Below are 24636 nucleotides of genomic sequence, written 5' to 3' on the forward strand. Positions count from 1 at the left end.
GTTGAAAAAAATACGACACTCCAATAAATATGAAATTAACAATGAAAGTTAAAATAAATACAAAAAAACCTTATTCATTAATTTCACCAATATTTACAAAATCTATATAAGATTTAAAATCAAAAACATGATACACGCTCTTATATTTTTTCATTAAATAATCATTAAATAAAACATAAGACTTCAAGTTTTCATCCATCATTCCAATATTTATAATTGCTGTGCTAAAAAATGTATAAAAATGCACTTCATAATTTCTAGAAATTTCCACATAATAATCTTCTAAAATTAAATTTGATTCTATGTAATTAAAATTACCATTTAAGCTCTCTCGAGGATGTGGAAAATAATAATCCACACCAATTTCACTCAACACTTTTATTAAAAATTCCTGTGTAAAGCAATCATCAACCTCATACAATGGTTGACCTATATAAATTTTTAAAACTTCTTTTTTACCCTTATAATCCAATATATTCGATGAGGTTTGTAAATTTATATAAGTTACCTCATTAATAATGTTATCCTTATCTTTATAGATAGAATAATGCATTTGGCTACTACTTTTAATTAATTTCAAAGACCAACTAACACCCAATATTCTTTTAATAAATTTCTGGATCTTTACTTCTTTATCAATATAATAGCCACTATCTTTATATAAATTTGCCAATCCATCATCAAATGTAAAGATCCGATAAAAACTCAATTCCTGCAATGCAGTATGTATTAATGCATTATTAATACTGGACACATATATATCTTCAAATTTTCTATTCTTAATTTTATTTATAAATTTTTTAATCTTAAATAATTCAAGCAGTCTCCCTGCTTTAGTTTTTGATTTTATTTCATAGAAATCATAATCAAAACCTTTCTTTTTCAATAAATTAATATAGTATTTATATTTAGTATTATCATTATAATAAAAAATTAGAAAACTACAATTTTCAATTTTTTTATCAGAAATAATACTTTTTGCTATCAGTATTTGAAGTGGTGTCATACATATAAATAATGCCTTACCCTTTAACATACTTTACACTCCACCACAAACCAAAAATTAGTACTAAATTACTTAAAATCAATGCAAAAGGGATATAAGAAATATTTATTGAGCATAAAATCCAAAGCAATATTAAATAAATACAAGATGATATTGCACTTAATGTTGATATGAGCTTATTCCTTGCATAGTAGAAATAATAATTAACTATCGTAAGGTAAGTTATGTTCATGCCAAATCCAAGCAAATACATTACTACATAGTACTTTGCTCCAATATAATTCCCACCCAAAAACCAAAGATAGAAATTTTCAGGAAATAGCCATGCTATACCAGCAGGTAATAAACCTATTGGCATCGAGAGCAATGCATATTCTTTAATTTTTTCAATCGTTAATCTATTATCTTTTAGTCCTTGATAATAGTAAGGGACAATAGCCTTATTTAATGCCATCAGTACAATAGGTAAGACTGCCGCAACTTGTATACCTGCAGAATACACACCTAGTTCTGTTTTTGAATACTGTTGATAAATAAGAATTCTATCTAGCTGACCTTTAACAAAAAAACTAGACTGATGCAGAATGAGTGGCAAACCAAATGAAAAAATATAAAATAAACCTAATTTTAGTCTCTGCCATGTGAAACGTTGGTTATCTCTAAACAAATTACCTAGCACTAAACTTGCTATCAAGAAAGTAATTAAGTTTGCAGCAACAATTGCTAATATTCGATAAGCTACTAACTCCTGACTAAAGTATTCAAGAGCAGCAATAGTAAAGAATACATTGGTTAAGGACAATATAATTTGGATTGTAATATATTTGAATGGTTGCTTCTGGCACTGCCGTAAAGCAAGCTGGACATTAACAAAAGACTGAAACATGGTTGCTAACACAACGTATGCCATAATCTCTGCTTTAAACCACCAACAACCAAGCAGAAATACAATAGAAATAGCAATATTAAATAAATACCCTGCTTTTACAACTGTATTTAAAGCTTTTTTCCCGTAAAAATAAAAGTAACGTGTAACTGCACCCTCTTGGCTTAAACCCACAAAAATACCAAATAGTGCTAGCATGGTTAAATAATATGAGAGTTCGCCAAAACCATCAGGTCCTAATTTTCTTGTTAGATAAGGTAACATGAGAAAAGGGAGACTTTTCGCAAAAAGCTCCCCAATCAAATAAATAAAGCTATCTTTTAATACACGCATAGTTAGCTGATAAATTCCAACTTTACTGGCATATTTACGCTTACATCAACAGTTACTTTTTTCCCTAAAATTTCATCATAAAATTTAGGCGGTATGCCATAACCTGGACGTACACTGCGAATACAAGACTCATCAATCACATCACCTGTTTTCAAGTCTTTTACAAAGTAAAGCGAACGTCTAAATTTGGCATTTCCTTGTTCACTTGACTTTCTTCCATAGTCTACTTGTCCAAGTGCCTGCCATGCAGTTTTAGCAGATTGACACAAATGTTTTAACTCTTTAGGTTCAAGTGAAAAACTATCATCAGGGCCCCCTCCACTTCGATCTAATGTGAAATGTTTTTCAATGATACATGCACCCAATGCCACAGCAGTTATTGCAGTAGTATTATCCAATGTATGATCTGACAAGCCCACTGGCACATTAAATGATTTTGCCATATCAACCATAGTAAGCAGATTGTAATCTTCTGCTGGAGCAGGGTAACCACTCACACAATGCAAAACAACCAACTCTTTACAACCACCATCATAAGCAGCTTGAATGGCTTCTCCAATTTCTTCTTTGTCAGCCATACCCGTCGAAATAATCATTGGTTTACCAGTTGCAGCCACATATTTAATCAATGGCAAATCAACCGCTTCAAAAGATGCAATCTTATATGCTGGAGCATTAAGGTCTTCAAGTAAATCAACTGCGGTACGGTCAAACGGTGAACTAAAAATTGTAATGTCTAAAGCGCGAGCATGGTCAAAAAGTGGTTTATGCCATTCCCACGGCATTTGTGCTTTTTGGTAAAGCTCATATAAAGACTGACCATCCCATAAACCGCCACGAATCATAAACTCTTCATTTTGGCTATTAAGCGTAATTGTGTCAGCACTATATGTTTGCAATTTGATGGCATCTGCACCACAACGTTTAGCCTCTTCAATTATTTTGAGTGCTGTTTCCAAACTCCCATTATGATTTGCAGAAAGCTCAGCAATCACATAAGGTGGGTATTGGATACCAATATTTCTCTGATTTATTTGCATTTACTTTACCTACTTATGTATGTTAGCTTAACAAAAACTCGGACTCACCTTGAGCAACAAGCCTATCTTCTTGGTAAACACCATACTCTATAGCAACATAACGCCCTATTTGTGTTTTTAATTTTGCCTTTCCTGTAAGCTCTACATTTGGATAAACGGGCGCTTTAAACTCTAAGTTTTGTCCCAAATAAATTGCATTTTTACTTGGATAGTCCATAGCCGCAACTTTTGATATCTCTGCGGCAAGTAAAGCACCATGTGCAATCCTATTTTCAAAGCCTAATGAAATCGCAACATTCTTATCTAAATGAACTGGATTTTTATCACCAGATAAAGTGGCAAATTGATCAATTTTCTCTTCTGAAATAGAAAAATTCCACACATAGCTTTTTTCTATCGGACTATAAGCTTGTGCCTTTATTTTTTGATAATCTTTTTTGAACAGGGCTAACTGATAGATATCATAGAATTTACCATCTCTATAGTAATCCTGTTTCTTAACGCCTTCCATTTTAAAACCAAATTTACGATGGAAATTAACAACAGTAAAATTAAACTCTAAAACTTCACAACATAATTTATTTAAGTTTAATTCATTAAAAGCGTAATCTAACGCTAATTGCTCCATCTCAGATCCAATACCTCTTACAGCGGTATCCCCAGAGTAAAAAGCCCAAGATGCTTTCTGATTTTTTAAATCTATATCATTAAAAGAAAGTACGCCGAGTGGCGTATTATTTTGTTCGTAAATAAAATACCGGCAAGAATCATTGACTAAAATAGAATTAAACCATTTCAGATGAGCATCCAACTCAATAACATCATGGTTATACATATTCATACGGACAGAATCTTGATTACGCCACGTTAAAATCATTTCTGCATCTGTCAATTGAACAGGTCTTATTATTCCTTTAAACATTACTTAACTCCAAGATTTTTTCACATGTTCTCACAGCACCAAGACCATCAACATGTTCCATTATTTTGATTCTTCTTTGGTGGTAATAAGTACTAGTGATGTCTAATTTATTTAAAAAATTGAATAATTGATCTTCAGATAAGTCATTCCAATCACCTAAATTATCAATCAAATCTTCCTCAGCCAAATATCCTAATAAGACACGTTGGTTATCTGCGACTTGTACCAGAGCGGCATTTAGCCCTAAACAAAAACGCTCCCAAACCGTTGAACCGCAAGCACCTATCGCAAAACTTGCACTGTTCATTAATTCAGCCATCTTTGATGACGACTGCATAATTCTGATATTCGCCTTATTGGCAACCAAACTTTCCAAATACTGAAATCGATCTTTCTCTAACATTCCCGTAATTAAAATATAATCATACTTATCTACATGTGTGATAACAGTGATAACTTTTTGTAAAAGTACAAAGTTTCCTACACCACCAAAATTAATCAAAATCCTATTACTATTAATTTTTTCTTTATTTTTCGACGATCTAAAGTAACTAAATTCTTTTTTAAGAAGACAGTACTCCGGCCCCAACAGTTTGATAGTTGTTGAAGGGGTAATAAAGTCATAGCGTTGTTTATAGTTCGGAAAAAAATTCTGGTCCAATAAGATGTCACATTCATGTTCACGAGCTAAATCGTCTATAACGACTAACTTCGAAACATGCTTACGAATAATCCGCTCCCAGTAAATATCCAATGCATAATGATCAACAATACAGATATTTATTGTTTTCTCATTTAGTTTTTCTATAAATTCTTGACTGTCTTGTTCTATAGTTACACCCAACCAGTCTTTTTCAGATTTTGGCAAACTGCCAATTTTTGTTTGACCCAAAATTTCTAGTTGGAAACCTGCATCCAATACTAAGTAATAAAAACCTTGTCCATAATCTCTACAATAGAAAATACATTCATGCCCTTTAGCCTTTAAGTAATAAGCCAAAGTTAAACACCGATGCAAGTGACCAGTTCCAATATGTTTAGCAGCATCAACCCTAAAACCTATCCGCATTACCATAATTTCAAGGCACCAAATAACAGCTCTGCCAATTGCCAATCTTCTAAAGTATCAATATCCTGCACATGTGTTCTAGGAAGCTCTACAATTCGGGACTTGCTTGAGAAAACTGGACATTTATCCAACCAAGCCTGAGTAATTCCCCAATAAAATTGTCCAGCATCATGCCAAGCTTCTTCCAAATCTTGAGAGCGAACGTTGAAATTTTCAGGACTAAACATTTCAACTGTCCCTTCTTTATTCAACTTTATTGCTCTTTGAATTGGAAACGGAAATGTTGTAGCACTAAATGCATAATCAATCGAATCATTCTTAAGTAACTGCAATCCCTTTTTTAAATCATTAACTTGAACAAAAGGAGCTGTGGCGTAAAGACAGCAAACATGTTCTGGACGCCGACCTGTTAAATGCTCAAATTCCTGAGTTGCATGCTGCATCACATCTGCGGTAGTTGCATAATCATCAGACAAATGTGCGGGACGCATAAATGGTACTTTCGCCCCATACTCTACTGCAATATCTGCGATTTCTTTATCGTCGGTCGAAACCCACACCTCATCAAAACAATTACTCTTAAGCGCTGCCTCAATTGACCACGCAATCATGGGCTTACCATAAAAGTGTTTAATGTTTTTCCGAGGAATTCTTTTACTTCCACCCCGCGCAGGAATAACCGCCAGTTGCATTGTTATACCAACACCTCTTTTAAAGTTTGGTAAACATACTGGATTTGCTCATCAGTCAAATCAGGAAACATTGGTAAGCTAATAGCCGCTTCGTAATAAGCCTCAGCTTCAGGGAAGTCCCCTTGCTTAAAACCAAGCTGCTCATAATAAGGTTGAGTATGTACTGGAATGTAATGTACGTTGACACCAATCCCTTTCTCTCGCAACGTTTCAAAGATTTCTTTACGCCCTTTGCTCAATTCATTTAGCTTCAAACGAATGACATAAAGATGTAATCCAGAGTATGTTTCTGGCAATTGATATGGTGTGATTAAAGGTAAATCTTTTAATAACTCATTATATTTATTAGCAATCTCATGTCGCTTAGCAACAAAAGCTTCTAGACGAGTCAATTGTGTAACACCCAGAGCTGCTTGTAACTCAGTCATACGGTAATTATAACCCAACTCTACCTGCTGGTAATACCATGGGCCTTCTGAAGGTTTAGTCATAAACTCAGGGTTACGAGTTACACCATGACTACGTAATAAATCGATTTTCTTTGCAAGCTCTTCATTATTGGTAAGCGCCATTCCACCTTCAGCAGTCGTAATAATTTTGACTGGATGAAAACTAAAAATTGTAATATCAGAATACTGATTGGAGCCGATATAATGGTCTTTATACTTCCCACCAATTGCATGAGATGCGTCTTCAATAATGCTAAAACCATATTCTTGAGAAAGCGCATAGATTTTTTCCATATCACAGGACTGACCACACAAGTGCACTGGCACCACAATTTTGGGTAATTTATTATTTTGTTTTGCAAATTCTAGTTTAGCTTTTAAAGCATTGACTGAAAGGTTGTAAGTATCTGGATCAATATCAACAAAATCAACATCCGCTTCACAGTACAATGCACAGTTTGCTGATGCTACAAAAGTGATAGGAGATGTCCAAAGGACATCTCCTTTCTTTAATCCCAATGCCAAACAAGCTACATGCAAAGCTGAAGTCGCACTATTCATGGCAAAGGCATACTCCGCACCTACCAATTCTGCGACCGATTTTTCAAACAGAGGAACTTGTGGTCCTTGTGTCAAAAAATCAGATTGAAGAACCTGAACAACCGCATCAACATCAGCCTGATTTATATTTTGTCTACCATAAGGAATAAACATATTAAATATTACCTACTTTCTCTGCATTTTTTACTAACCAAGCTTGTAAGTCTTCAGCGCTCATCCACTCAGCATTGTTATCACTTGAATAATGGAAGCCTTCTGGCACTTTTGTACCATCTTTAATACGTTCTTGAGTTTCCGCCCAATCATTGATTACAGGTAAAATTTTATAATGTTCTGGATACTCGTAAGTATAGTAAGCATCTTCAACACTAATCATTTGCTCATGCAACTTTTCACCTGGACGAATACCTACTACTTCTTGTTTAGCTTCTGGTGCTACAACTGTTGCTAAATCGGTAACTTTCATTGAAGGGATTTTTTTCACATAAATCTCTCCACCGACCATATCTTCAAATGCGTGCCAAACCAATTCCACACCTTGTTCCAAAGAAATCATGAAACGGGTCATACGATCATCTGTAATTGGTAAAATACCTTTATCTTTAATTGACATGAAGAAAGGAATAACTGAACCACGAGAACCCATTACGTTACCGTAGCGAACAACGGAGAATTTCGTACCGTGCTCGCCAGAATAGGCATTACCAGCAACAAATAATTTGTCAGATGCAAGTTTTGTTGCACCATATAAATTAATTGGGCTACTAGCCTTGTCTGTTGATAGTGCAACTACACCTTTTACTTTTTTATCAATACATGCATCAATTAAATTCATTGCACCATTGATGTTTGTTTTAATGCATTCAAAAGGATTATATTCAGCAGTCGGTACAATTTTTGTTGCAGCCGCGTGAACAACGTAATCCACACCATCTAAAGCACGATATAGACGCTCTTTGTCTCTTACATCACCAATAAAGAAACGTACACGTTTATCATCTTTAAATTTTTTCGCCATTTCCCATTGTTTCATTTCATCACGAGAAAAAATGATTATTTTTTTAGGATTATATTTTTCTAGCGTCATTGGAATAAATGTATTCCCAAAAGAACCTGTACCGCCTGTTACTAATATTGTAGAGCCTTGTAGCATTATTTCCTCGAACTTTTTTAAGCTAGATATAAAATTTCGTTAATTATAACCGAATATTAGATTCTTCTTTATCTAATATATATTTCAAGTCATATAAGACGTGATTCTGTTTACCTAATGCATGCATTTCTTGTGAAGTCATCGCCTTAAATTGATCATGTGCAACTGCGAGAATAATGGCGTCATATTGCCCTGATTCCAAATTTTTAACAGGCGCCAAACCATATTCGTGTTTCACTTCTTCAGGATCCACCCATGGGTCATAAATATCCAAATCGAGATCATAATCTTTTAGGGCATTGACCATATCAATGATTTTACTGTTTCGAATATCTGGGCAGTTTTCCTTAAAACTTAAGCCCATCACCAATATTTTTGAGCCGACAACCTGAATGCGTTTCTTCACCATTTCCTTAATCAGTTGTGTCGCCACATATTCACCCATGCGATCATTTAGTCGACGTGCAGCTAAAATAATTTCGGGATGTAACCCAATCGATTGAGCTTTATGCGTTAAATAATACGGATCTACGCCAATACAATGGCCTCCCACCAAACCTGGACGGAATGGTAAAAAGTTCCATTTGGTACCCGCAGCTTTGAGCACATCTTCAGTGTCAATTCCTAATTTATTAAAAATCAGCGCCAACTCATTAATTAACGCAATATTGACATCACGTTGGGTATTTTCAATCACCTTGGCTGCTTCAGCCACTTTAATGCTTGGTGCTTTATGTGTACCTGCCTCAACAATTAAATTATAAACCTGATCCACATAGTCAGCAGTTTCAGGCGTAGAGCCTGAAGTAATTTTTAAAATGTTGGTTACACGGTGCTGTTTATCACCAGGATTAATACGCTCTGGGCTATAACCTGCAAAGAAATCCTGATTAAATTGGAGTCCAGAAACTCTTTCTAATACAGGAATACAAACTTCTTCTGTTGCACCTGGATAAACAGTTGATTCGTAGACAACGACGTCACCTTTTTTTAATACTTTTCCAATGCTTTCAGATGCTTTAATTAATGGTGTTAAATCTGGTTGCTTAAAATCATCAATTGGGGTCGGAACAGTCACAATAAAAAAATTGCAGTCCTGTAAATCCAGTAATTCTGAGGAATAGCTTAATTGCGTTGCAGCCAACAGCTCATCAGGCGTGACTTCTAACGTATGGTCTTGCATACTTTTTAATTCATCAATCCGTTTTTGATGAATATCGAATCCCACAACAGGAACACTTTTCCCAAACTCTACCGCCAACGGCAACCCCACATACCCCAGACCAATAATGGCTATTTTTAACTCTGAATTCTGCAACATGTGTTTGCCTTGATGCCCGTGCTCATTGACTTTGGAATAAATTAAATGCCATTTTATCGGCTATTCGCTAATATAACAGAAATACATTTTGTCTTAACGTAAATGCGTATAAATAAATTATACAATTTGTTATAGTTAGCTAAATTTTGAATAGATACACTCAATCGCATCAAAAGATTGAAATATTTTTATAATAGGGTTCAGAGTGAAATTTCTACAATATATTGGCCTTTTAGGGTTCACACTTAGCACTGTCGGTTGTGCTTTAGCGCCCGGCCTACAAACATATGATTTACCTGAACAAGGAGTCTATCAAACCGAGCTTGGAAGCTCTGTGAATGTTATCCAGTTAAATCAAAACACCCTACGCCATTTACAGCAAAATCAAAATACTGATATACAAGATATTTCTAGCTTATTTCGTCACTCGCAACTGAACTATAAACTTAGCCCTGGCGATATTTTATCTATCTATTTATGGGCTTATCCTGAAATTACTCCGCCTATTAATACAGCAGTCAGTAATGATCAATCCATTCAAGCCAATGGCTTCCAAATTGATCAAGCAGGCTATATTCAATTCCCAATTATTGGACGCTACAAAGCAGCGGGGAAATCACTTAACCAAGTCAATCAGGAACTACGTAATCAACTTTCACGCTATTTAAAAACCCCTGACGTAATTGCCCGTGTCCTGTCTTATCAAGGACAGCGTTACTCTGTCCAAGGCAACGTGATGAAAGGTGGACAATTCTTCCTGAGTGACCAACCTGTAAGTGTTTATACTGCACTTGGTTTAGCTGGCGGGGTAAACACCCAGTATGGGGATAATACCTCCATCACATTAGTGCGTCAGGGGCGTACTTATCAGTTAAATAGCATTGATTTAGAAAAAGCAGGTTATTCGCTGCATAATCTTTTAATTCAACCCAATGATACGCTTTATGTAAATTCAAAAGAAAATCAAAAAATTTACGTAATGGGTGAGTCTGGCAAGAACCAATCCTTATTAATGCGTGATCAGGGTATGAGCTTAAGTGATGTCTTAGGTGAAAGTCTTGGTTTAAACCCCAATACTGCCAGTGCAAGTCGTATTTATGTGTTGCGTAGTGATCCGCAAACGCAGCAAACCGAACTTTATCATATGAATTTGTTAAGTTTAGGGGATTTTGGTTTAGCTAATCAGTTTAAAATGCGCCGCAATGATATTGTTTATGTTGACTCCACTGGCTTAGCGCGTTGGCAACGTATTGTGACCCAAATTCTACCTTTCTCTAATGCTTTATATAATATTGATCGCTTGGGGAACTAATGCACATTCAAAATATTCTCGTGGTCTGTATTGGAAATATTTGTCGTAGTCCGATGGCTGAATATTTTTTAAAACAGGAATTCCCTCAACTTCATGTTGAATCGGCTGGAATCTCTGGTTTAATTGGTCATAATGCCGATGATAAAGCCATCTTATGTATGCAAAGACATGGTATTGATATGCAGGCACATGTCGCCAAAAAACTAAATGCAGAATTAATAAAAAAATCCGACTTAATTTTAGTCATGAGTCAAAATCAGCAAAAACATATTGAGCAGACATGGCCATTTTCCAAAGGAAAAACCTTTCGACTTGGCCATTGGCAAGGTAAAAATGTCCCTGACCCTTACCAGCATGAGCAAGCCGTTTTTGATGATACCTGTCAGCTTATACAAAACTGTATAAGTGACTGGAAGAAACATATTTAACCCATTGATAGCACAATTATGAGCCAAAATACCAATACAGAAGACACAATTGATTTAAAAGAGCTGTTCTTTTCGTTAATTGCTCAATGGAAACTGATTGCATTATGTACCATCTTAAGTTTGGTGTGTGCATTACTTTATTTAAGAACAACTCAAGATATTTATGCGGTTGATGCACTGATACAAGTTGAAGATAGCAAAGGGGCAGGCACTGCAGCATTACTGGGTGATTTATCGTCAATGGTCGATCAGAAGTCCCCTGCTCAAGCTGAAATAGAAATTCTAAGATCGCGTTTGGTTTTAGGACAAGTTATCCAACAATTGCATTTAGATTTTAGTATTTCATCAACAGATGACACTGCCTTTCATCGTTTGTTGAATCAAGATACCTTCCAGACTGAGTATTTACCGCAGGCTGTTACTTTTTACAATAATGAACAGTCATTTCAGGTTCGAAAATTTGATGTCCCTGCTGAATATCTCGACAAACCACTACTTTTGAGTTTTGAGAATAAGCAATTTACCCTTACAGATCAAAAAACAGATGAAGTCGTTTTTAAAGGGACATTGAATCAGATCAACCAAAGTCGTTCATCTATTGGAACTTGGAATATTGGCATTTTTAGTCGTGATCCATTGAGTTCAAGTTACAATGTTCAGAAAATGTCTTTACCAGCCGCTGTGGATACGGTTCTGCAGAATTATTCTGTGGCAGAAAAAGGAAAACTTACGGGCGTACTTGGGCTTAATTATCAGGGAGCTGATAAAGAGCACATTACCAAAGTTCTGAATTCTATTTTGGTTGCTTATAGCAAACAAAACATTGAACGCCGCTCTGCTGAAACCGCACAAACTTTAAAGTTCTTAGATGAACAATTACCAGAGTTAAAACAGCAACTTGATGTTGCCGAACGTGAGTTTAACAAGTTCCGTGAACAGTACAACACCGTTGATGTCACGAAGGAATCTGAACTTTATCTCACTCAAAGCATTAGCCTTGAAACTCAAAAAATTGAACTGGAACAGAAGCAGGCTGAACTTTCAGAAAAATACACTGCTGAACACCCAGCAATGCAACAAATCGGTGCTCAACTGGCTGCAATTAACAGTAAAATTAAAGAGCTGAATGCAACGCTGAAACAATTACCCGACCTACAACGTCGTTATTTACAGTTATATCGTGAAGTTGAAGTTAAACAGCAACTCTACACTACATTGTTAAACTCTTATCAACAGTTACGTATTGCCAAAGCTGGTGAAATTGGTAATGTGCGTATTGTTGATACCGCAGTCTTGCCAATTGAGCCAATTAAACCTAAAAAATTGTTAGTACTCTTGCTATCGATTTTTGTCGGCGGGTTTATTGGTGTATTAGTCGCATTAATACGAAATATGCTGCGCACAGGAATTAAAGATTCTGGTCAAATTGAGACTGAACTTGATCTGCCTGTCTATGCGACTGTGCCACGCTCACCTGTGCAAGAAAGTCGTATTAATATTATCAAGAAGAAGAAAAGTATCCCGATTCTTGCTGTCAAAAATAGTGATGATATTGCGATTGAAAGCTTACGTAGTATGCGTACTGCAATTCATTTCGCCCTCAATAATGCGCGTAATAACATTATTATGATTTCAGGTCCTGCACCAGAACTTGGTAAATCATTTGTCTCAACCAACCTCGCGGTTATTTTGGCGCAAAGCAATAAACGTGTACTATTAATTGATGCAGACTTACGCCGTGGTTATTTACATAAGTACTTCCATCAAGATAACCAAGCAGGGCTCGCTGAATATCTCAATGGTCAACATCCGTTAGAGAAAATTCTCAAAATAACAGAAGTTGAAAATTTATCGGTGATTACTCGAGGCAAGAGTCCCGCAAATCCATCTGAGTTGCTCAGCACTGAACGCTTTAAAAGTTTATTGGAAAACTTGTCTACTCAATTTGACCATATCATTATCGATACGCCACCTATTTTGGCGGTTACCGATGGTATTATCATTTCTCAATATGCCGGTGTTAATCTTGTTATTGCGCGTTATGGTAAGACACAAATTAAAGAGCTTGAATTGGTTGTTAACCGCTTTGAACAGGCAAGCGTTAAAGTGACAGGTATTATCTTGAATGATATTCAACGTACAGCTGGCACAAGTTATGGCTATAACTATGCCTATGCCTATAAAAATGCGAAAGATGATTAATACTTAACAATCATTTTTTATTTAAAAGGATCAGCATCATGTTGGTCCTTTTTTTATTTGTATAAAAAATGTTTTAGGTAATCAGCCTGTTATAGCTTCTTGACCTATACAGGCATATAGTAATATCCGAATATAGAATCGGTTGAAATACCATCTAAGCATTAAAAAGTTTGCTAAAATAGCGGCAAATTTTTGATTACTACAATGAATTTTGGAAAACCCTATGAGTAAAGCCTTACCCATCGCTGTTGCTGTAATTTTAGGCGGTGCTGCACTTGTTCCAGTTTATTATGCAACCAAACACCCTGAAGCCATCACATCAAAAGCCTCTAAAAATGCTTCTGCTGTTGAAAAAATTAGTTATGCTTTAGGTTATGAAGTCGCACATCAAACACCTCCTGAACTTGATATCAACAGCTTTGTAACAGGCGTACGTGAAGGTCATGCTCGTACACAACCTGCATACACGGAACAAGAATTGCAGCAAGCTTATCAGCAATTCCAACAAGAAATGCAAAAGAAACAAGCAGATCAAGCCAAAAATGCACAGAGCGCAAGTGACAGCTTCCTGACAGAGAATGCCAAAAAGCCAGGGGTAAAAACGACCGCTTCTGGATTGCAATATATTATTACTCAAGAAGGTACAGGCAAGCAGCCATCGGCTGACTCTGTCGTGACAGTTCACTACACTGGTAAATTGGTTGATGGCAAAGTATTTGATAGCTCCATTCAACGTGGAGAGCCAATTGAGTTCCCACTTAATCAAGTGATTCCAGGTTGGACTGAAGGCTTACAATTGATGAAGGAAGGTGGTAAAGCCACTTTATTTATTCCTGCTAAATTGGGCTACGGCGAACAAGGTGTGCCAGGCACGATTCCAGCCAATAGCACACTAATTTTTGATGTTGAATTAATTAAAGTAAAGTAAGAAATTAAGGAGAGCTGAGCTCTCCTTCTTTGACTTTAGAGATTAAATTTTGCATAAAACGCGGGCATTAAATCGAATAGATTCGATCTACTCCATATGATTTTTAATCCTCACCCCATTCAAATTTAACGCAGAAAAAATAAAAAGTACTGTCGTCAATATTCCTTGGAGTTTTGAATATTCCGACACGAAAAAAACTTTAGGACGATTGAATGAAAATACACATGCTTTTGGCATCAACACTGTTATTCAGTGCAACAACTTTCGCGAAACCTATTACCACCAGCAGTCCAAGCGCAGAACAGATTGGGTATAGCTTTGGCTATTTAATGGGTCGCACCAATGCCGAATCGTTGAAAGATTTAAATCTTGAAGCCTTCATTCAAGGGCTCAGAGAAGCCGCTCAAGGCAAAGAAGCTTCATTGACTGATGAAGAAATGGCACGTGTCTTAACCCAATATAAAAAACAGGCAGAAGCCCAACAGTTGATTGAATTAAGAAAGAAAGCTGAAGAAAATAATAGAATCGGCGCAGCCTTTCTCGCAGAAAATGCCAAAAAATCAGGCGTACAAACCACTGCGTCAGGATTACAATATCAAGTCATTCAAGCCGGTACTGGAAAAACACCTAAAGTCAGCTCAAAAGTTAAAGTCGATTATGAAGGTCGCCTGATTGATGGTACTGTTTTCGATAGTTCAATTGCACGTCAACATCCTGCCGAATTCCAAGTCAATCAAGTTATTCAAGGCTGGACCGAAGGCTTACAATTAATGAAGGAAGGGGCAAAATATCGTTTCTTTATTCCAGCGAATTTGGCTTATGGACAAATTGGTTCGGGAGATATTATCGAGCCAAACAGTACCTTAATTTTTGATGTCGAATTATTACAAGTACTGCCTTGAAAAAAAGGGACTGAGATCAGTCCCTTTTTTGACTATAGATAACCTTTAAAAACAGCGAATGCTTTGATTTCAGCCTCGATCAAAAATGATCTTTATGGACGTAAATCGCGCGGACGGAAACCCATTACAATTAATCCGATCAGATACGCTATAACGCCCACTACACATAGGCCAATCACTTCTGCAACACGCATCCATTGTGACATAGTGCCATCATACCAAGTTAAACCATATGCCAAGGCAACAATCATGACAATGTTGGCCACAGCATATTGTAAAAACAGCTTTTTCCAATGCGGGCCAAAACGGAAAATATGGCGTTTATGCAAGTAGAAGTACAGCATTCCTGCATTGACTAAGGCTGAGCCAGATGAAGCCATTGCCAACGCCATGTGTTCAGCATGCCAATCTATCAATTTAAAGAAACCAATAAATACCACGTTTAAAATGGCATTTGCTGCTACCGCCATTAAACCCACGCGTACTGGGGTTTTGGTATCTTGCTGAGCATAAAAACCAGGTGCAAAAACCTTAATCAGCATAAAAGCAATGACCCCTGCACTCATACACTGTAAAGCCAGCGCTGTCATTTGTGTATCTTCTACAGTGAACTCTCCCCGCTGGAACAAGGCTTGAATAATTGGTGTCGAGAGCATAAACAAAGCAATACTGGCAGGAAGCCCAACCAACACAATAACCTTGGCAGCCCAATCCATCATGCCACGGAATTTATGTTGATCTTGCTCCGCATGTCGTGCTGACAACGATGGTAAAATAACCGTCCCAATCGCCACACCAATCAGCCCCAACGGTAATTCTGTCATACGTTCCGCACTATACAGCCACGACACCGAACCATCCTGCATAAAGGATGCCCAAATGGTATTCAGCAATAAATTAATCTGAGTGACTGAAACACCGAACAACGCTGGCAGCATCAACTTCATGATGCGGTCGACACCTTCGTGCTTAAAATCAACCTTCGGTGGAATTAATAAATTTTTGCGCCAAAGTTCTGGAATCTGAATCGCAAGCTGTAATACCCCCGCCACGACAACTGACCACCCCAAGGCCATAATCGGTTCAGCCATATACGGTGTAAGCCACCATGCTCCTGCAATCATTGCCACATTAAGCAGGACTGGCGAAAATGCTGGCGAAGCGAATGAACCATAACTGTTCAAAATGCTACTGGCAAAGGCGGTCAGAGACATGAACATTAAATATGGAATAGTGAGGCGGAACATGCTCACCGCAAGATCAAACTTCTCTGGATCGGCATGGAAACCAGGTGCATAGATATACAAAATTGCTGGTGCAGCCACCATCGCAATAAACGTCAGCAAGGTCATGATCGTCAGTAAGCCGCCAAATACACGACTGATGAGAATCTGGACTTCTGCATGTGCCTTACTGGTTTTATATTCAGTTAGTACGGGGATAAAGGCTTGTGAAAATGCCCCTTCTGCAAATAAGCGCCGAAAGAAATTGGGGATACGGAACGCAACCACAAATGTATCGAAATCCTTCCCTGCACCAAAGACATTGAGCAAGACGATATCGCGGACCAATCCGAGTACGCGAGACAACATGGTCATTGCACTGACAATAAAGGTCGACCGCCAAAGCGCCATCGTATCCACCCAATAAAAAAATTAGTCGCTATTGTAATGAAACTTGTGAAAAAAAATCGTTGTTAAATGATTAAACTCAACGGAAATGTCTTTTTATTTTGCATTCTTAATCTGATGTACCAAGCTTCTGAACTTCACCCAATCAAAGTAAGGACCTGGGTCCGTTTTACGCCCTGGTGCAATATCAGAGTGACCTGCCACATGCTGTTTTATCGCTGGATAAGCCTGTTGCAGACTCACCACGACTTGCGCCAAAACCTGATATTGCAGGCTTTCAAAAGCACAGTCATCGCTGCCTTCAAGTTCAATTCCGATAGAATAATCGTTACATTCCTGTTGCCCCAAATAGGATGAACGTCCAGCATGCCAAGCCCGGTGTGCTAAATTCACAAATTGCAGCACCTCGCCTGTACGCAGAATCAGCAGATGCGCTGAAACCTTCAGCTCTTGAATGGTTTCAAAATAAGGGTGTAGTGTTGCATCCAACTGGTTCTGGAAAAATTGCTGGATATAGCCTCCCCCAAACTGCGACGGTGGCAAGCTAATGTTGTGAATCACCACCAATTCAATTTTTGCCTCTGCTGGTCGCTGATTAAAATTCGGCGATGGAATTTGCTTCGCACCGATGAGTTGACCATCGACAACCTGAAAAGAGGAGAGCTGCTGCATAATCCATTCCTAACTATATTGAAGCTTTATTTATAACTCCACCATGCTAAAACTTTCATCATAAAATCTCAAATCTACGGCATAAACTATAAAGAACAATGTTAAGATAACGCGCAATTTTCATGGGTTAAAAAGACACGGAAAGACTATGAGCATTTCTCCAACGCTGCTTGAACAATCAATTCAAATCAATATTCAACAAGCACTCCAAGAAGACATTGGTGATGGGGATATTACGGCCTTATTAACCCCTGAAGATGAGCAAGCGACTGCGACCATCATTAGTCGTGAAGACATGATTCTCGCTGGTCAACCATGGGTAAATGCATTAATTCAGGCATTTGATGCTTCAGTTCAGGTGACTTGGTTAAAACAAGACGGCGATAAAATTGCAGCCAATGAAGCGTTTTTAAAACTCGCAGGCTCTGCACGCAGCTTACTTACGGTTGAACGTCCTGCACTGAACTTTGTTCAAACTTTATCGGCTGTCGCGACCAAAACTGCTGATTATGTCAAACAGCTTGATGGTTTAAACACCAAATTGCTCGATACTCGCAAAACCTTACCTGGTTTACGTATTGCGCAGAAATATGCCGTTGCAGTAGGCGGTGGACAAAATCATCGCTTAGGCTTATTTGATGCATTCTTAATTAAAGAAAATCATATTATGGCAGCAGGTGGTATTGCCGAAGCAATTGCCAAAGCCCATCAGATTGCACCAGGCAAACCTGTTGAAGTTGAAGTTGAAACTTGGGATGAACTCAATCAAGCGCTTGAAGCCAAGGCAGACATTGTGATGCTGGATAATTTTAGTCAGCAGCAAATGATTGATGCCGTCCAACATGTCGCAGGTCGTTGCAAATTAGAAGCCTCGGGTAACATCACCATTGATAATTTACGCCAAGTTGCCACGACTGGCGTTGACTATATTTCAATGGGTGTACTAACCAAAGATGTCAAAGCAATTGATTTATCAATGCGTTTTAATGGCTAATGATTAATCCAATTTTGGTGATCATTGTTTAGGCTGATCACCAATTTTGAATCTATATAAAGTGCATTGAAAATAATCTTGAAAGTTCTATAATTCCGAACTGCCTTTCTCCTCCCTCAACATGTGTTATGAATATCTGGAAACAGCAAATTCTATTTTTGCTGATGGCCCTCGTGTCTGTGGCTTTTTTCTGCCTTTATCCTGCCCTTCCTCGTATCCTGAATAATCCTGAGCAATATTTTCAGTTGAATGGCGCAAAAATCGTCATATCGGTGCTGATTAATTATGCCCTGATTTCCTTTATTTACTTATTGTTCAGAAAAACCTTTATTACCATTTTTTTTAGTCAGTTCATTTTTTTATTGATGATTTTTATCAATACACAAAAAGAAAAATACTTATCGGCCAGTTTGGTGCCTAGCGATTTCTTATTGATTAAAGAAACCTTTATTGTTGCACCTGGGTTGCTTAAATTTTCAGTACTCTCAGGGGTTGCTGTATGTATCGCTCTCATAGTCTTTCTCTACCGTAAAGAACAACTTGAGAAAAAGCGGTTGTTTTTGTCGAACGCATTATTATCCCTTTGTAGTTTGGGCGTTTTAATTAGCGCAAATTTCAGCAATAACTTTAGCCAGTTATGCCAACAGAACCAACTTGGCTGGCTATGTGAATACCGACAAGCCTTTCCTAATACCAAAGGCGATTGGATTGGTGATCATCTCACCATTCAAAAAATTGGTTTTATTCCCTTCTTTTTTTCAAAGTCGATGGATAGCCTGAATACTCGATTGTTTAATACCGAAAATATTCCAGAAGCGACCATCAAAGCCCTATATACACCTTATAGCACGACCATGCCTGTGCTTAAGCCTGAGCAACAGCCCAATATCATCATGATCATGAGCGAGGCACATTGGGATGCACGTCAATTAGGTAAAAGCATTCCCCAAAACATCACCCCAACACTCAATCGCTATCAAACTTCGAGTTTACTTTCACCAAGTTTTGGTGGCGGTACTGCCAATGTGGAATTTGAAGTCCTGACCAGTTTGAATATCTACTTAAATCATAATGAATTGATGTATGTGTCCAAACTAAAACGCCCTACCTATTCTCTAGCCACTTATTTGAATAGTTTGGGTTATGACACCACGGCCATGCACAATAGTGGTAAGTTTTTTTACAATCGCAACTCGGTTTATCAAAACTTAGGTTTCAATCGCTTTACTTCGCTGGAAAATATGACCAGTGCACAAGATCGTGCCAAATATATCAATCAGGCAGGTTGGGCAAACGATGATTTGCTCTATCAATCGATTCGTAACCAACTGAAACATACCGAACAACCGCAGTTTATCTATGCCATTACCGTCGAAAATCACTTTAACTACAATGATGATCGCTATGGCAAGGATCATTTCAACATTAATCAGCCACAATTGAGTGAAAGTTCCAAACGTCAACTGAATACCTATCTGACTGGCTTACAACGTGCGGATCAACATGTTGAAAAGTTGCTGCAAGATTTAAAACAACAGGAACGCCCAACCATTGTGATTTTCTTTGGCGATCATTTGCCGAATTTAGGTCAGGTCTATGATGACTTCCACTTCTTCGCTTCCGCGCAAGAAAAAGCAGAAAAGAAAGATGTGAAGTTTTTCAGCACACCTCTCGCTGTCTGGAGTAACTACCCAATTGATCGCAGTCTTTTTCAGCAAAAAAATATTGCAGCACATTTTCTTGCTCCTAAGGTGCTGACAGCAGCTCAATTGCCTCTGCCCCCTTATTACCAATTTATCCAAGCTGTAAACGCCTGTTATAGTGCCATTCATCAAACTGGGGTAGAGCTAAAACCTGAATGTAAATATCCGCATCCACAGTTGTTAAACCAATACAAAGATTTAAATATGGATGTGTTGAATGGAAAGAATCATAGTTATCAACTACTGACTCAAAAGGCATCGTAAGTTTTTATGATGCTGTTGAATCTTTTGACGTTTGCTGATCTTGTTGTGAGGGATGAACCGTTTGATCCCAAGCAGAAGCTGTTTGTTTTAATTCAGTCGGACGCGGATCACACGCCATGAGTGCAAAGGTCACCACTGCACAAAATAGGATAAAAAATTGAGCCATAAATCCATGCTCCAATAAAATGAATGGCATGGAGTTTACATCGCGATCATGGGTATAAAATTAAGTGCATGTTATGGATTGAGCTTGATTTGATTAGGTTTTGTAATAAAAAAGCACCCATCTGGGTGCTTTTTTTATTTTCGAATGATCAAACGTATTACCAGCCCAAAGCTTCTTGCTGCTTCTGGATCAAGGCTTGAATACCTTGTTCAGCCATTTCTAACATCGCATTGGTTTGAGCACGGGTAAATGGTTTATCTTCCGCAGTACCTTGAATTTCAATAAACTCGCCTGCTTGCGTCATGACAACATTCAAGTCGGTCTGACAATTTGAATCTTCTTCATAACATAAGTCCAATAAGACCTCATCCTTGAAGATACCGACAGAAATAGCTGCGACCAAACCTTTTAATGGATCATGCTTAATCTTCTTTTGTTCAAGCAAAACATTCATGGCATCCACTAATGCAACTGCTGCACCTGTAATGGCAGCAGTGCGTGTGCCGCCATCAGCTTGAATCACATCACAGTCGATAGTAATGGTGTTTTCACCCAGCTTTTTCAGGTCTACCATGGCACGTAAACTACGGCCAATCAAACGCTGGATTTCTTGAGTACGTCCAGATTGTTTACCACGCGCCGCTTCACGGTCACTACGGGTATGCGTTGAACGTGGCAACATTCCGTATTCTGCGGTTACCCAACCTTGTCCTTTGCCTTTCAAAAAGCGCGGTACAGAATTATCAATACTGGCGGTACATAGCACTTTGGTATGGCCAAATTCAACCAGCACAGAACCTTCAGCATAACGTGTGTAATTGCGGGTAATTTTTACATCACGTAATTGATCTAGAGTACGTTGGTCGATACGCATAATTCGCCTTTAATATTGCCAGAAATTCGTTGCGCACAAGTATAGCAGATGCAATCTCATCAAATGGTATATCCACAACCCTGTCATGAAAAAACTCAAGGCAATAACATGACACCGCTTTTAGCACCAAATTACTGCTGTTTTTCTGGTCAAAAAATTTGTTAAACTCCAGCAAAGCCATTCGAGAGTCCTTATGTCGATACGAGATGAACGTAAACAACAAAGCCGCCAAGCACTATTAGATGCCGTCTTAAGTTTAAGTTCATCGGGAATGTCTTTTAGTAGTATGAGCCTACGCGAAATTACTCGCCATGTCGGTTTAGTGCCAACCGCGTTTTACCGCCATTTCTTAGATAAAAATCAGCTTGGTTTAGAATTAATTGACCAGATCGCCCTACAGCATAAACGAGTCTTGCATGAACTCAAATTAGCCTCCTTACTGCAACAACCTAGGAATATCGAGCCCCGTTTGGATCAATTCTTTACCGCGGTACAACAGCATCCCGAATGGTGGATTTTTATTAGTGCAGAACGTTGGGGAGGCAATGCTTTATTGCGTTATGCCATTGCCCGAGAAATTGAATATCTTATTGAAGATTTAACTGATGAGTTGAGTGAAGTCGAACCAACTTATGCCTTGAATGACCTTCAGGTATTGTCCAACTTACTGATTAATTCATCTTTTAACTGGGCCATGTCTTGGATTAATTTCATGGTCGCAACAGACAATCCGCAGCAGCTACAACAACGCCAGCATTTTAAAGCTCAAACCATTGAACAAATTGAACTGCTCTTTCGAGGAATCATTCATAAGAAATAAAAGCTTTTGCCTATCCTTAACCTCGAAAAGCTCCCATAAAAAAACCTGCATCATTGCAGGTTTTTTTTTAACACTTCACAAATTATTTGGCTTTACGCTCTTTCTCAACCAAGTAGCTCACGACTTGGGTCACTTTGGCATCTTCACCTTGTACCACATATTTACCATTCACCACGACCGCAGGTACACCTGTTAACTGATACTGTTTTGCCAGTTGATTGGCTTGTGCGACTTTAGAGGTAATCATGAATGAGTTAAACATGCTGTTAAATTTAGCTTCAGGTACACCATATTTAGTAAAGAATTTCGCCTGAGATTGCTGATCAAAAATTTGCTGACCATTCACATGGATCGCATGAAACAAAGGTAAATGGGTCTTCTGACGCACACCTAAGGCTTCAGAAACATAGTAACCACGTGCACCTTGTTCCCACACGGGGTTCATTGCAGCTGGAGTACGCACAAAACGCACATCTTTTGGAATATTTTTTAGCCAAGTCTGCATATGCGGTTCTAACTTAAAGCAATGTGGGCAACCATACCAAAAGAATTCACGCACTTCGATTTTTCCTGGCACTTCAACTTTGCCTGGGTTGGCGACTACGGTGTAGTCCTTACCTGCAACAAAATTCGCTGCCATAACACTACCAGAAAATGCAAATACGGCCGTTGCAAGGCTACCCAAAAGGAATTTTTTCATTGCGTTTGTTGTCCTCTAAATCATTATGATGAGCTTATGCGAAAACTATAAAACAATTTAGTCGATTTCGTTTTCCTTCTGTGAACTTTTTTACTGCTTTTATCGCTTTTTTTAGAATTAACGCTACACTAGCCATATTGATCTTTATACCAAAACAACTTGATTGAGGTGGCGCAAATGTCGCAATTAAATGTTGATCCGCAAGAAATTGCCAAATTTGAAGCCTTCGCTGCTATATGGTGGGATCAGCATTCTGAATTCCGACCACTCCATCAAATTAACCCGCTACGCCTCAATTGGATTGATGAGCATGCCAATGGTCTTGCGGGGAAAAAAGTGCTTGATGTTGGCTGTGGTGGCGGCATCTTGGCAGAAAGCATGGCACGCCGTGGTGCAAATGTGCTGGGCATTGATATGGGTGTAGCACCACTCAATGTCGCACGAATTCATGCAGAACAAGAAGGCGTACAAAATATCGAATATCGCCAAATTCCAGTTGAAGAATTAGCCAAAGAACAAGCAGGTCAATACGACGTGGTGACCTGTATGGAAATGCTGGAACACGTGCCAGACCCTGCTTCCATTATTCAAGCCTGCCAAACACTAGTAAAGCCTGGTGGGCATGTCTTTTTCTCGACCATTAACCGTAATCCTAAGGCCTATTTATTCGCGATTATTGGTGCAGAATATATTTTAAGAATGTTGGCCAAAGGCACACATGATTATCATAAATTTATTAAGCCATCGGAATTGGCACATGATATTCGTCAAGCAGGACTTAACCTGAAAGACATGACAGGATTACATTATAATCCGCTGACGAAACGCTACTGGCTGGCACCGAATGTCGATGTGAACTACATGGTCTACACCGTAAAAGCAGGTGCAGAATGAAAGCCGTTCTGTTCGATCTCGATGGTACCTTAATTGATACTGCGGCGGACTTTGTTCGCATTATTCAAGACATGTGCCGTGACGCAGGGCGTGCAGTGGTCGATGCTGAACTGATTCGCACACAAGTCTCAGAAGGCGCACGCGCCATGGTCAAACTGGTCTATCCAGAACTTGAAGTGGATGATCCCGTGTTTCTGGCGCACCGTCAACGTTTTCTGGATCTGTACGGCGCAGATATTGCCGTGGATACCGACCTGTTCGCAGGCATGTATCCCCTATTGGAACAATTGGAACAGCAGAATATTCCATGGGGCATTGTCACCAACAAACCCCGCGGACTAAGTGAATCCTTATTGGCTGCGCTCAATCTCACTGCACGTTGCGCGGTTTTGGTCTGCCCTGAAGATGTCAGCAAAACCAAACCTGATCCTGAACCGATGTATCTGGCAGCAAAGCAATTGCAACTGCCTGCAGAACAATGTATTTATGTGGGTGATCACCCGCGTGATATTGATGCAGGTCGCCATGCCCAGATGTACACAATTTTAGCGGCATATGGCTATTTACCCTTGGCACATAAAGATGACCTCGCGGCATGGCAGGCGAATTGTATTGTGAACACCGTGACCGAATTACAACACGTAATTCAACAAAAACTCACGCTCAACAGTGCGATAAATACATAAACTTGATGAAGTAAAAATAAGAAGGAGG

Annotated in this window: 24 protein-coding genes; 10 read left to right on the forward strand and 14 right to left on the reverse strand. The window is 38.4% G+C overall.

From position 1 onward, the window contains the following. Positions 1 to 70 precede the first annotated feature (70 nt). The 9 genes from C3F34_RS06375 to tviB are packed head-to-tail and all read right to left on the reverse strand — an operon-like array spanning position 71 to position 9432. Complete coding sequence (locus C3F34_RS06375; protein WP_016165673.1) at positions 71 to 1036, reverse strand: glycosyltransferase family 52; 966 nt, start codon at positions 1034 to 1036, stop codon at positions 71 to 73. After that, a complete protein-coding gene (locus C3F34_RS06380) occupies positions 1023 to 2225 on the reverse strand; it encodes an oligosaccharide flippase family protein (protein ID WP_104441274.1) in 1203 nt (400 codons plus the stop codon). The genes C3F34_RS06375 and C3F34_RS06380 overlap by 14 nt, the downstream gene beginning before the upstream one ends. A 2-nt stretch (positions 2226 to 2227) precedes the next feature. Further along, entirely contained in the window at positions 2228 to 3265 is a 1038-nt protein-coding gene (gene pseI / locus C3F34_RS06385; protein ID WP_016165675.1) for a pseudaminic acid synthase, read from the reverse strand. Positions 3266 to 3287: 22 nt separating this feature from the next. After that, positions 3288 to 4187: a UDP-4-amino-4,6-dideoxy-N-acetyl-beta-L-altrosamine N-acetyltransferase gene (pseH, locus tag C3F34_RS06390; protein WP_016165676.1), complete on the reverse strand. Its 900-nt coding sequence runs from the start codon at positions 4185 to 4187 to the stop codon at positions 3288 to 3290. Then, entirely contained in the window at positions 4180 to 5262 is a 1083-nt protein-coding gene (gene pseG / locus C3F34_RS06395) for a UDP-2,4-diacetamido-2,4,6-trideoxy-beta-L-altropyranose hydrolase (protein WP_026441148.1), read from the reverse strand. The genes pseH and pseG overlap by 8 nt, the downstream gene beginning before the upstream one ends. After that, complete coding sequence (pseF, locus tag C3F34_RS06400) at positions 5256 to 5948, reverse strand: pseudaminic acid cytidylyltransferase (protein WP_016165678.1); 693 nt, start codon at positions 5946 to 5948, stop codon at positions 5256 to 5258. The genes pseG and pseF overlap by 7 nt, the downstream gene beginning before the upstream one ends. Before the next feature lie 2 nt (positions 5949 to 5950). Next, entirely contained in the window at positions 5951 to 7111 is a 1161-nt protein-coding gene (gene pseC, locus C3F34_RS06405; RefSeq protein ID WP_016165679.1) for a UDP-4-amino-4,6-dideoxy-N-acetyl-beta-L-altrosamine transaminase, read from the reverse strand. Between the two features lies 1 nt (position 7112). Then, positions 7113 to 8111 carry a UDP-N-acetylglucosamine 4,6-dehydratase (inverting) gene (gene pseB, locus C3F34_RS06410; protein ID WP_016165680.1) on the reverse strand — a complete coding sequence of 333 codons (999 nt, stop codon included), beginning with the start codon at positions 8109 to 8111 and terminating at the stop codon, positions 7113 to 7115. A 43-nt stretch (positions 8112 to 8154) separates the two neighbouring features. Further along, complete coding sequence (gene tviB, locus C3F34_RS06415; protein ID WP_016165681.1) at positions 8155 to 9432, reverse strand: Vi polysaccharide biosynthesis UDP-N-acetylglucosamine C-6 dehydrogenase TviB; 1278 nt, start codon at positions 9430 to 9432, stop codon at positions 8155 to 8157. 205 nt (positions 9433 to 9637) lie between these two features. Here tviB and C3F34_RS06420 point away from each other — a divergent pair, with 205 nt between their 5' ends. The 5 genes from C3F34_RS06420 (at position 9638) to C3F34_RS06440 (ending at position 15204) form a co-directional block, all read left to right on the forward strand. Beyond that, positions 9638 to 10744 carry a polysaccharide biosynthesis/export family protein gene (locus C3F34_RS06420; RefSeq protein ID WP_016165682.1) on the forward strand — a complete coding sequence of 369 codons (1107 nt, stop codon included), beginning with the start codon at positions 9638 to 9640 and terminating at the stop codon, positions 10742 to 10744. Then, positions 10744 to 11172 (forward strand): low molecular weight protein-tyrosine-phosphatase, encoded by a 429-nt coding sequence (locus C3F34_RS06425; RefSeq protein ID WP_016165683.1) that lies wholly within the window; start codon positions 10744 to 10746, stop codon positions 11170 to 11172. The genes C3F34_RS06420 and C3F34_RS06425 overlap by 1 nt, the downstream gene beginning before the upstream one ends. An 18-nt stretch (positions 11173 to 11190) precedes the next feature. Further along, positions 11191 to 13374, forward strand: a complete 2184-nt coding sequence (locus tag C3F34_RS06430; protein ID WP_104441275.1) for a polysaccharide biosynthesis tyrosine autokinase — start codon at positions 11191 to 11193, stop codon at positions 13372 to 13374. 223 nt (positions 13375 to 13597) lie between these two features. After that, positions 13598 to 14302 carry an FKBP-type peptidyl-prolyl cis-trans isomerase gene (locus C3F34_RS06435; RefSeq protein ID WP_104441276.1) on the forward strand — a complete coding sequence of 235 codons (705 nt, stop codon included), beginning with the start codon at positions 13598 to 13600 and terminating at the stop codon, positions 14300 to 14302. Positions 14303 to 14514: 212 nt separating this feature from the next. After that, positions 14515 to 15204, forward strand: a complete 690-nt coding sequence (locus C3F34_RS06440; RefSeq protein ID WP_104441277.1) for an FKBP-type peptidyl-prolyl cis-trans isomerase — start codon at positions 14515 to 14517, stop codon at positions 15202 to 15204. A 92-nt stretch (positions 15205 to 15296) separates the two neighbouring features. Here the strand turns inward: C3F34_RS06440 and murJ are convergent, their stop codons facing one another. Together murJ and ampD are read right to left on the reverse strand one after the other, a co-directional pair. Then, on the reverse strand, positions 15297 to 16847 hold the full coding sequence (murJ, locus tag C3F34_RS06445) for a murein biosynthesis integral membrane protein MurJ (protein ID WP_171284954.1): 1551 nt from the start codon (positions 16845 to 16847) through the stop codon (positions 15297 to 15299). Positions 16848 to 16931: 84 nt separating this feature from the next. Further along, positions 16932 to 17507, reverse strand: a complete 576-nt coding sequence (gene ampD / locus C3F34_RS06450) for a 1,6-anhydro-N-acetylmuramyl-L-alanine amidase AmpD (protein WP_104441279.1) — start codon at positions 17505 to 17507, stop codon at positions 16932 to 16934. A 148-nt stretch (positions 17508 to 17655) separates the two neighbouring features. On the opposite strand from ampD, the gene nadC reads away from it, so the two are divergent. Together nadC and C3F34_RS06460 are read left to right on the forward strand one after the other, a co-directional pair. Continuing rightward, entirely contained in the window at positions 17656 to 18501 is an 846-nt protein-coding gene (gene nadC / locus C3F34_RS06455; protein ID WP_104441280.1) for a carboxylating nicotinate-nucleotide diphosphorylase, read from the forward strand. 128 nt (positions 18502 to 18629) lie between these two features. Continuing rightward, complete coding sequence (locus tag C3F34_RS06460) at positions 18630 to 20468, forward strand: LTA synthase family protein (RefSeq protein WP_104441281.1); 1839 nt, start codon at positions 18630 to 18632, stop codon at positions 20466 to 20468. A 4-nt stretch (positions 20469 to 20472) separates the two neighbouring features. Here the strand turns inward: C3F34_RS06460 and C3F34_RS20395 are convergent, their stop codons facing one another. Together C3F34_RS20395 and rph are read right to left on the reverse strand one after the other, a co-directional pair. Beyond that, on the reverse strand, positions 20473 to 20634 hold the full coding sequence (locus C3F34_RS20395) for a hypothetical protein (RefSeq protein WP_171284955.1): 162 nt from the start codon (positions 20632 to 20634) through the stop codon (positions 20473 to 20475). Between the two features lie 157 nt (positions 20635 to 20791). After that, entirely contained in the window at positions 20792 to 21508 is a 717-nt protein-coding gene (rph, locus tag C3F34_RS06465; RefSeq protein WP_016165692.1) for a ribonuclease PH, read from the reverse strand. A gap of 193 nt (positions 21509 to 21701) precedes the next feature. On the opposite strand from rph, the gene C3F34_RS06470 reads away from it, so the two are divergent. Beyond that, a complete protein-coding gene (locus C3F34_RS06470; RefSeq protein ID WP_044739762.1) occupies positions 21702 to 22328 on the forward strand; it encodes a TetR family transcriptional regulator in 627 nt (208 codons plus the stop codon). An 82-nt stretch (positions 22329 to 22410) separates the two neighbouring features. Here the strand turns inward: C3F34_RS06470 and C3F34_RS06475 are convergent, their stop codons facing one another. Next, entirely contained in the window at positions 22411 to 23028 is a 618-nt protein-coding gene (locus C3F34_RS06475; RefSeq protein WP_016165694.1) for a thiol:disulfide interchange protein DsbA/DsbL, read from the reverse strand. A 177-nt stretch (positions 23029 to 23205) separates the two neighbouring features. On the opposite strand from C3F34_RS06475, the gene ubiG reads away from it, so the two are divergent. Together ubiG and C3F34_RS06485 are read left to right on the forward strand one after the other, a co-directional pair. After that, entirely contained in the window at positions 23206 to 23922 is a 717-nt protein-coding gene (gene ubiG, locus C3F34_RS06480; protein ID WP_016165695.1) for a bifunctional 2-polyprenyl-6-hydroxyphenol methylase/3-demethylubiquinol 3-O-methyltransferase UbiG, read from the forward strand. Beyond that, positions 23919 to 24608, forward strand: coding sequence for an HAD family hydrolase (locus C3F34_RS06485; protein ID WP_104441282.1), 690 nt, complete (start codon positions 23919 to 23921; stop codon positions 24606 to 24608). Before ubiG ends, C3F34_RS06485 begins: the two co-directional genes overlap by 4 nt. Positions 24609 to 24636 lie beyond the last annotated feature (28 nt).

It is taken from the genome of Acinetobacter sp. ACNIH2 (assembly GCF_002934965.1).
Lineage (GTDB): Bacteria > Pseudomonadota > Gammaproteobacteria > Pseudomonadales > Moraxellaceae > Acinetobacter > Acinetobacter tandoii.

Bases quoted from the DNA above. Each gene is read 5' to 3' on its own strand.
- C3F34_RS06375 (WP_016165673.1), bottom strand. From the start codon at position 1,036: ATGTTAAAGGGTAAGGCATTATTTATATGTATGACACCACTTCAAATA.
- C3F34_RS06380 (WP_104441274.1), bottom strand. From the start codon at position 2,225: ATGCGTGTATTAAAAGATAGCTTTATTTATTTGATTGGGGAGCTTTTT.
- pseI (WP_016165675.1), bottom strand. From the start codon at position 3,265: ATGCAAATAAATCAGAGAAATATTGGTATCCAATACCCACCTTATGTG.
- pseH (WP_016165676.1), bottom strand. From the start codon at position 4,187: ATGTTTAAAGGAATAATAAGACCTGTTCAATTGACAGATGCAGAAATG.
- pseG (WP_026441148.1), bottom strand. From the start codon at position 5,262: ATGGTAATGCGGATAGGTTTTAGGGTTGATGCTGCTAAACATATTGGA.
- pseF (WP_016165678.1), bottom strand. From the start codon at position 5,948: ATGCAACTGGCGGTTATTCCTGCGCGGGGTGGAAGTAAAAGAATTCCT.
- pseC (WP_016165679.1), bottom strand. From the start codon at position 7,111: ATGTTTATTCCTTATGGTAGACAAAATATAAATCAGGCTGATGTTGAT.
- pseB (WP_016165680.1), bottom strand. From the start codon at position 8,111: ATGCTACAAGGCTCTACAATATTAGTAACAGGCGGTACAGGTTCTTTT.
- tviB (WP_016165681.1), bottom strand. From the start codon at position 9,432: ATGTTGCAGAATTCAGAGTTAAAAATAGCCATTATTGGTCTGGGGTAT.
- C3F34_RS06425 (WP_016165683.1), top strand. From the start codon at position 10,744: ATGCACATTCAAAATATTCTCGTGGTCTGTATTGGAAATATTTGTCGT.
- C3F34_RS06430 (WP_104441275.1), top strand. From the start codon at position 11,191: ATGAGCCAAAATACCAATACAGAAGACACAATTGATTTAAAAGAGCTG.
- C3F34_RS06435 (WP_104441276.1), top strand. From the start codon at position 13,598: ATGAGTAAAGCCTTACCCATCGCTGTTGCTGTAATTTTAGGCGGTGCT.
- C3F34_RS06440 (WP_104441277.1), top strand. From the start codon at position 14,515: ATGAAAATACACATGCTTTTGGCATCAACACTGTTATTCAGTGCAACA.
- ampD (WP_104441279.1), bottom strand. From the start codon at position 17,507: ATGCAGCAGCTCTCCTCTTTTCAGGTTGTCGATGGTCAACTCATCGGT.
- nadC (WP_104441280.1), top strand. From the start codon at position 17,656: ATGAGCATTTCTCCAACGCTGCTTGAACAATCAATTCAAATCAATATT.
- C3F34_RS06460 (WP_104441281.1), top strand. From the start codon at position 18,630: ATGAATATCTGGAAACAGCAAATTCTATTTTTGCTGATGGCCCTCGTG.
- C3F34_RS20395 (WP_171284955.1), bottom strand. From the start codon at position 20,634: ATGGCTCAATTTTTTATCCTATTTTGTGCAGTGGTGACCTTTGCACTC.
- rph (WP_016165692.1), bottom strand. From the start codon at position 21,508: ATGCGTATCGACCAACGTACTCTAGATCAATTACGTGATGTAAAAATT.
- C3F34_RS06470 (WP_044739762.1), top strand. From the start codon at position 21,702: ATGTCGATACGAGATGAACGTAAACAACAAAGCCGCCAAGCACTATTA.
- C3F34_RS06475 (WP_016165694.1), bottom strand. From the start codon at position 23,028: ATGAAAAAATTCCTTTTGGGTAGCCTTGCAACGGCCGTATTTGCATTT.
- ubiG (WP_016165695.1), top strand. From the start codon at position 23,206: ATGTCGCAATTAAATGTTGATCCGCAAGAAATTGCCAAATTTGAAGCC.
- C3F34_RS06485 (WP_104441282.1), top strand. From the start codon at position 23,919: ATGAAAGCCGTTCTGTTCGATCTCGATGGTACCTTAATTGATACTGCG.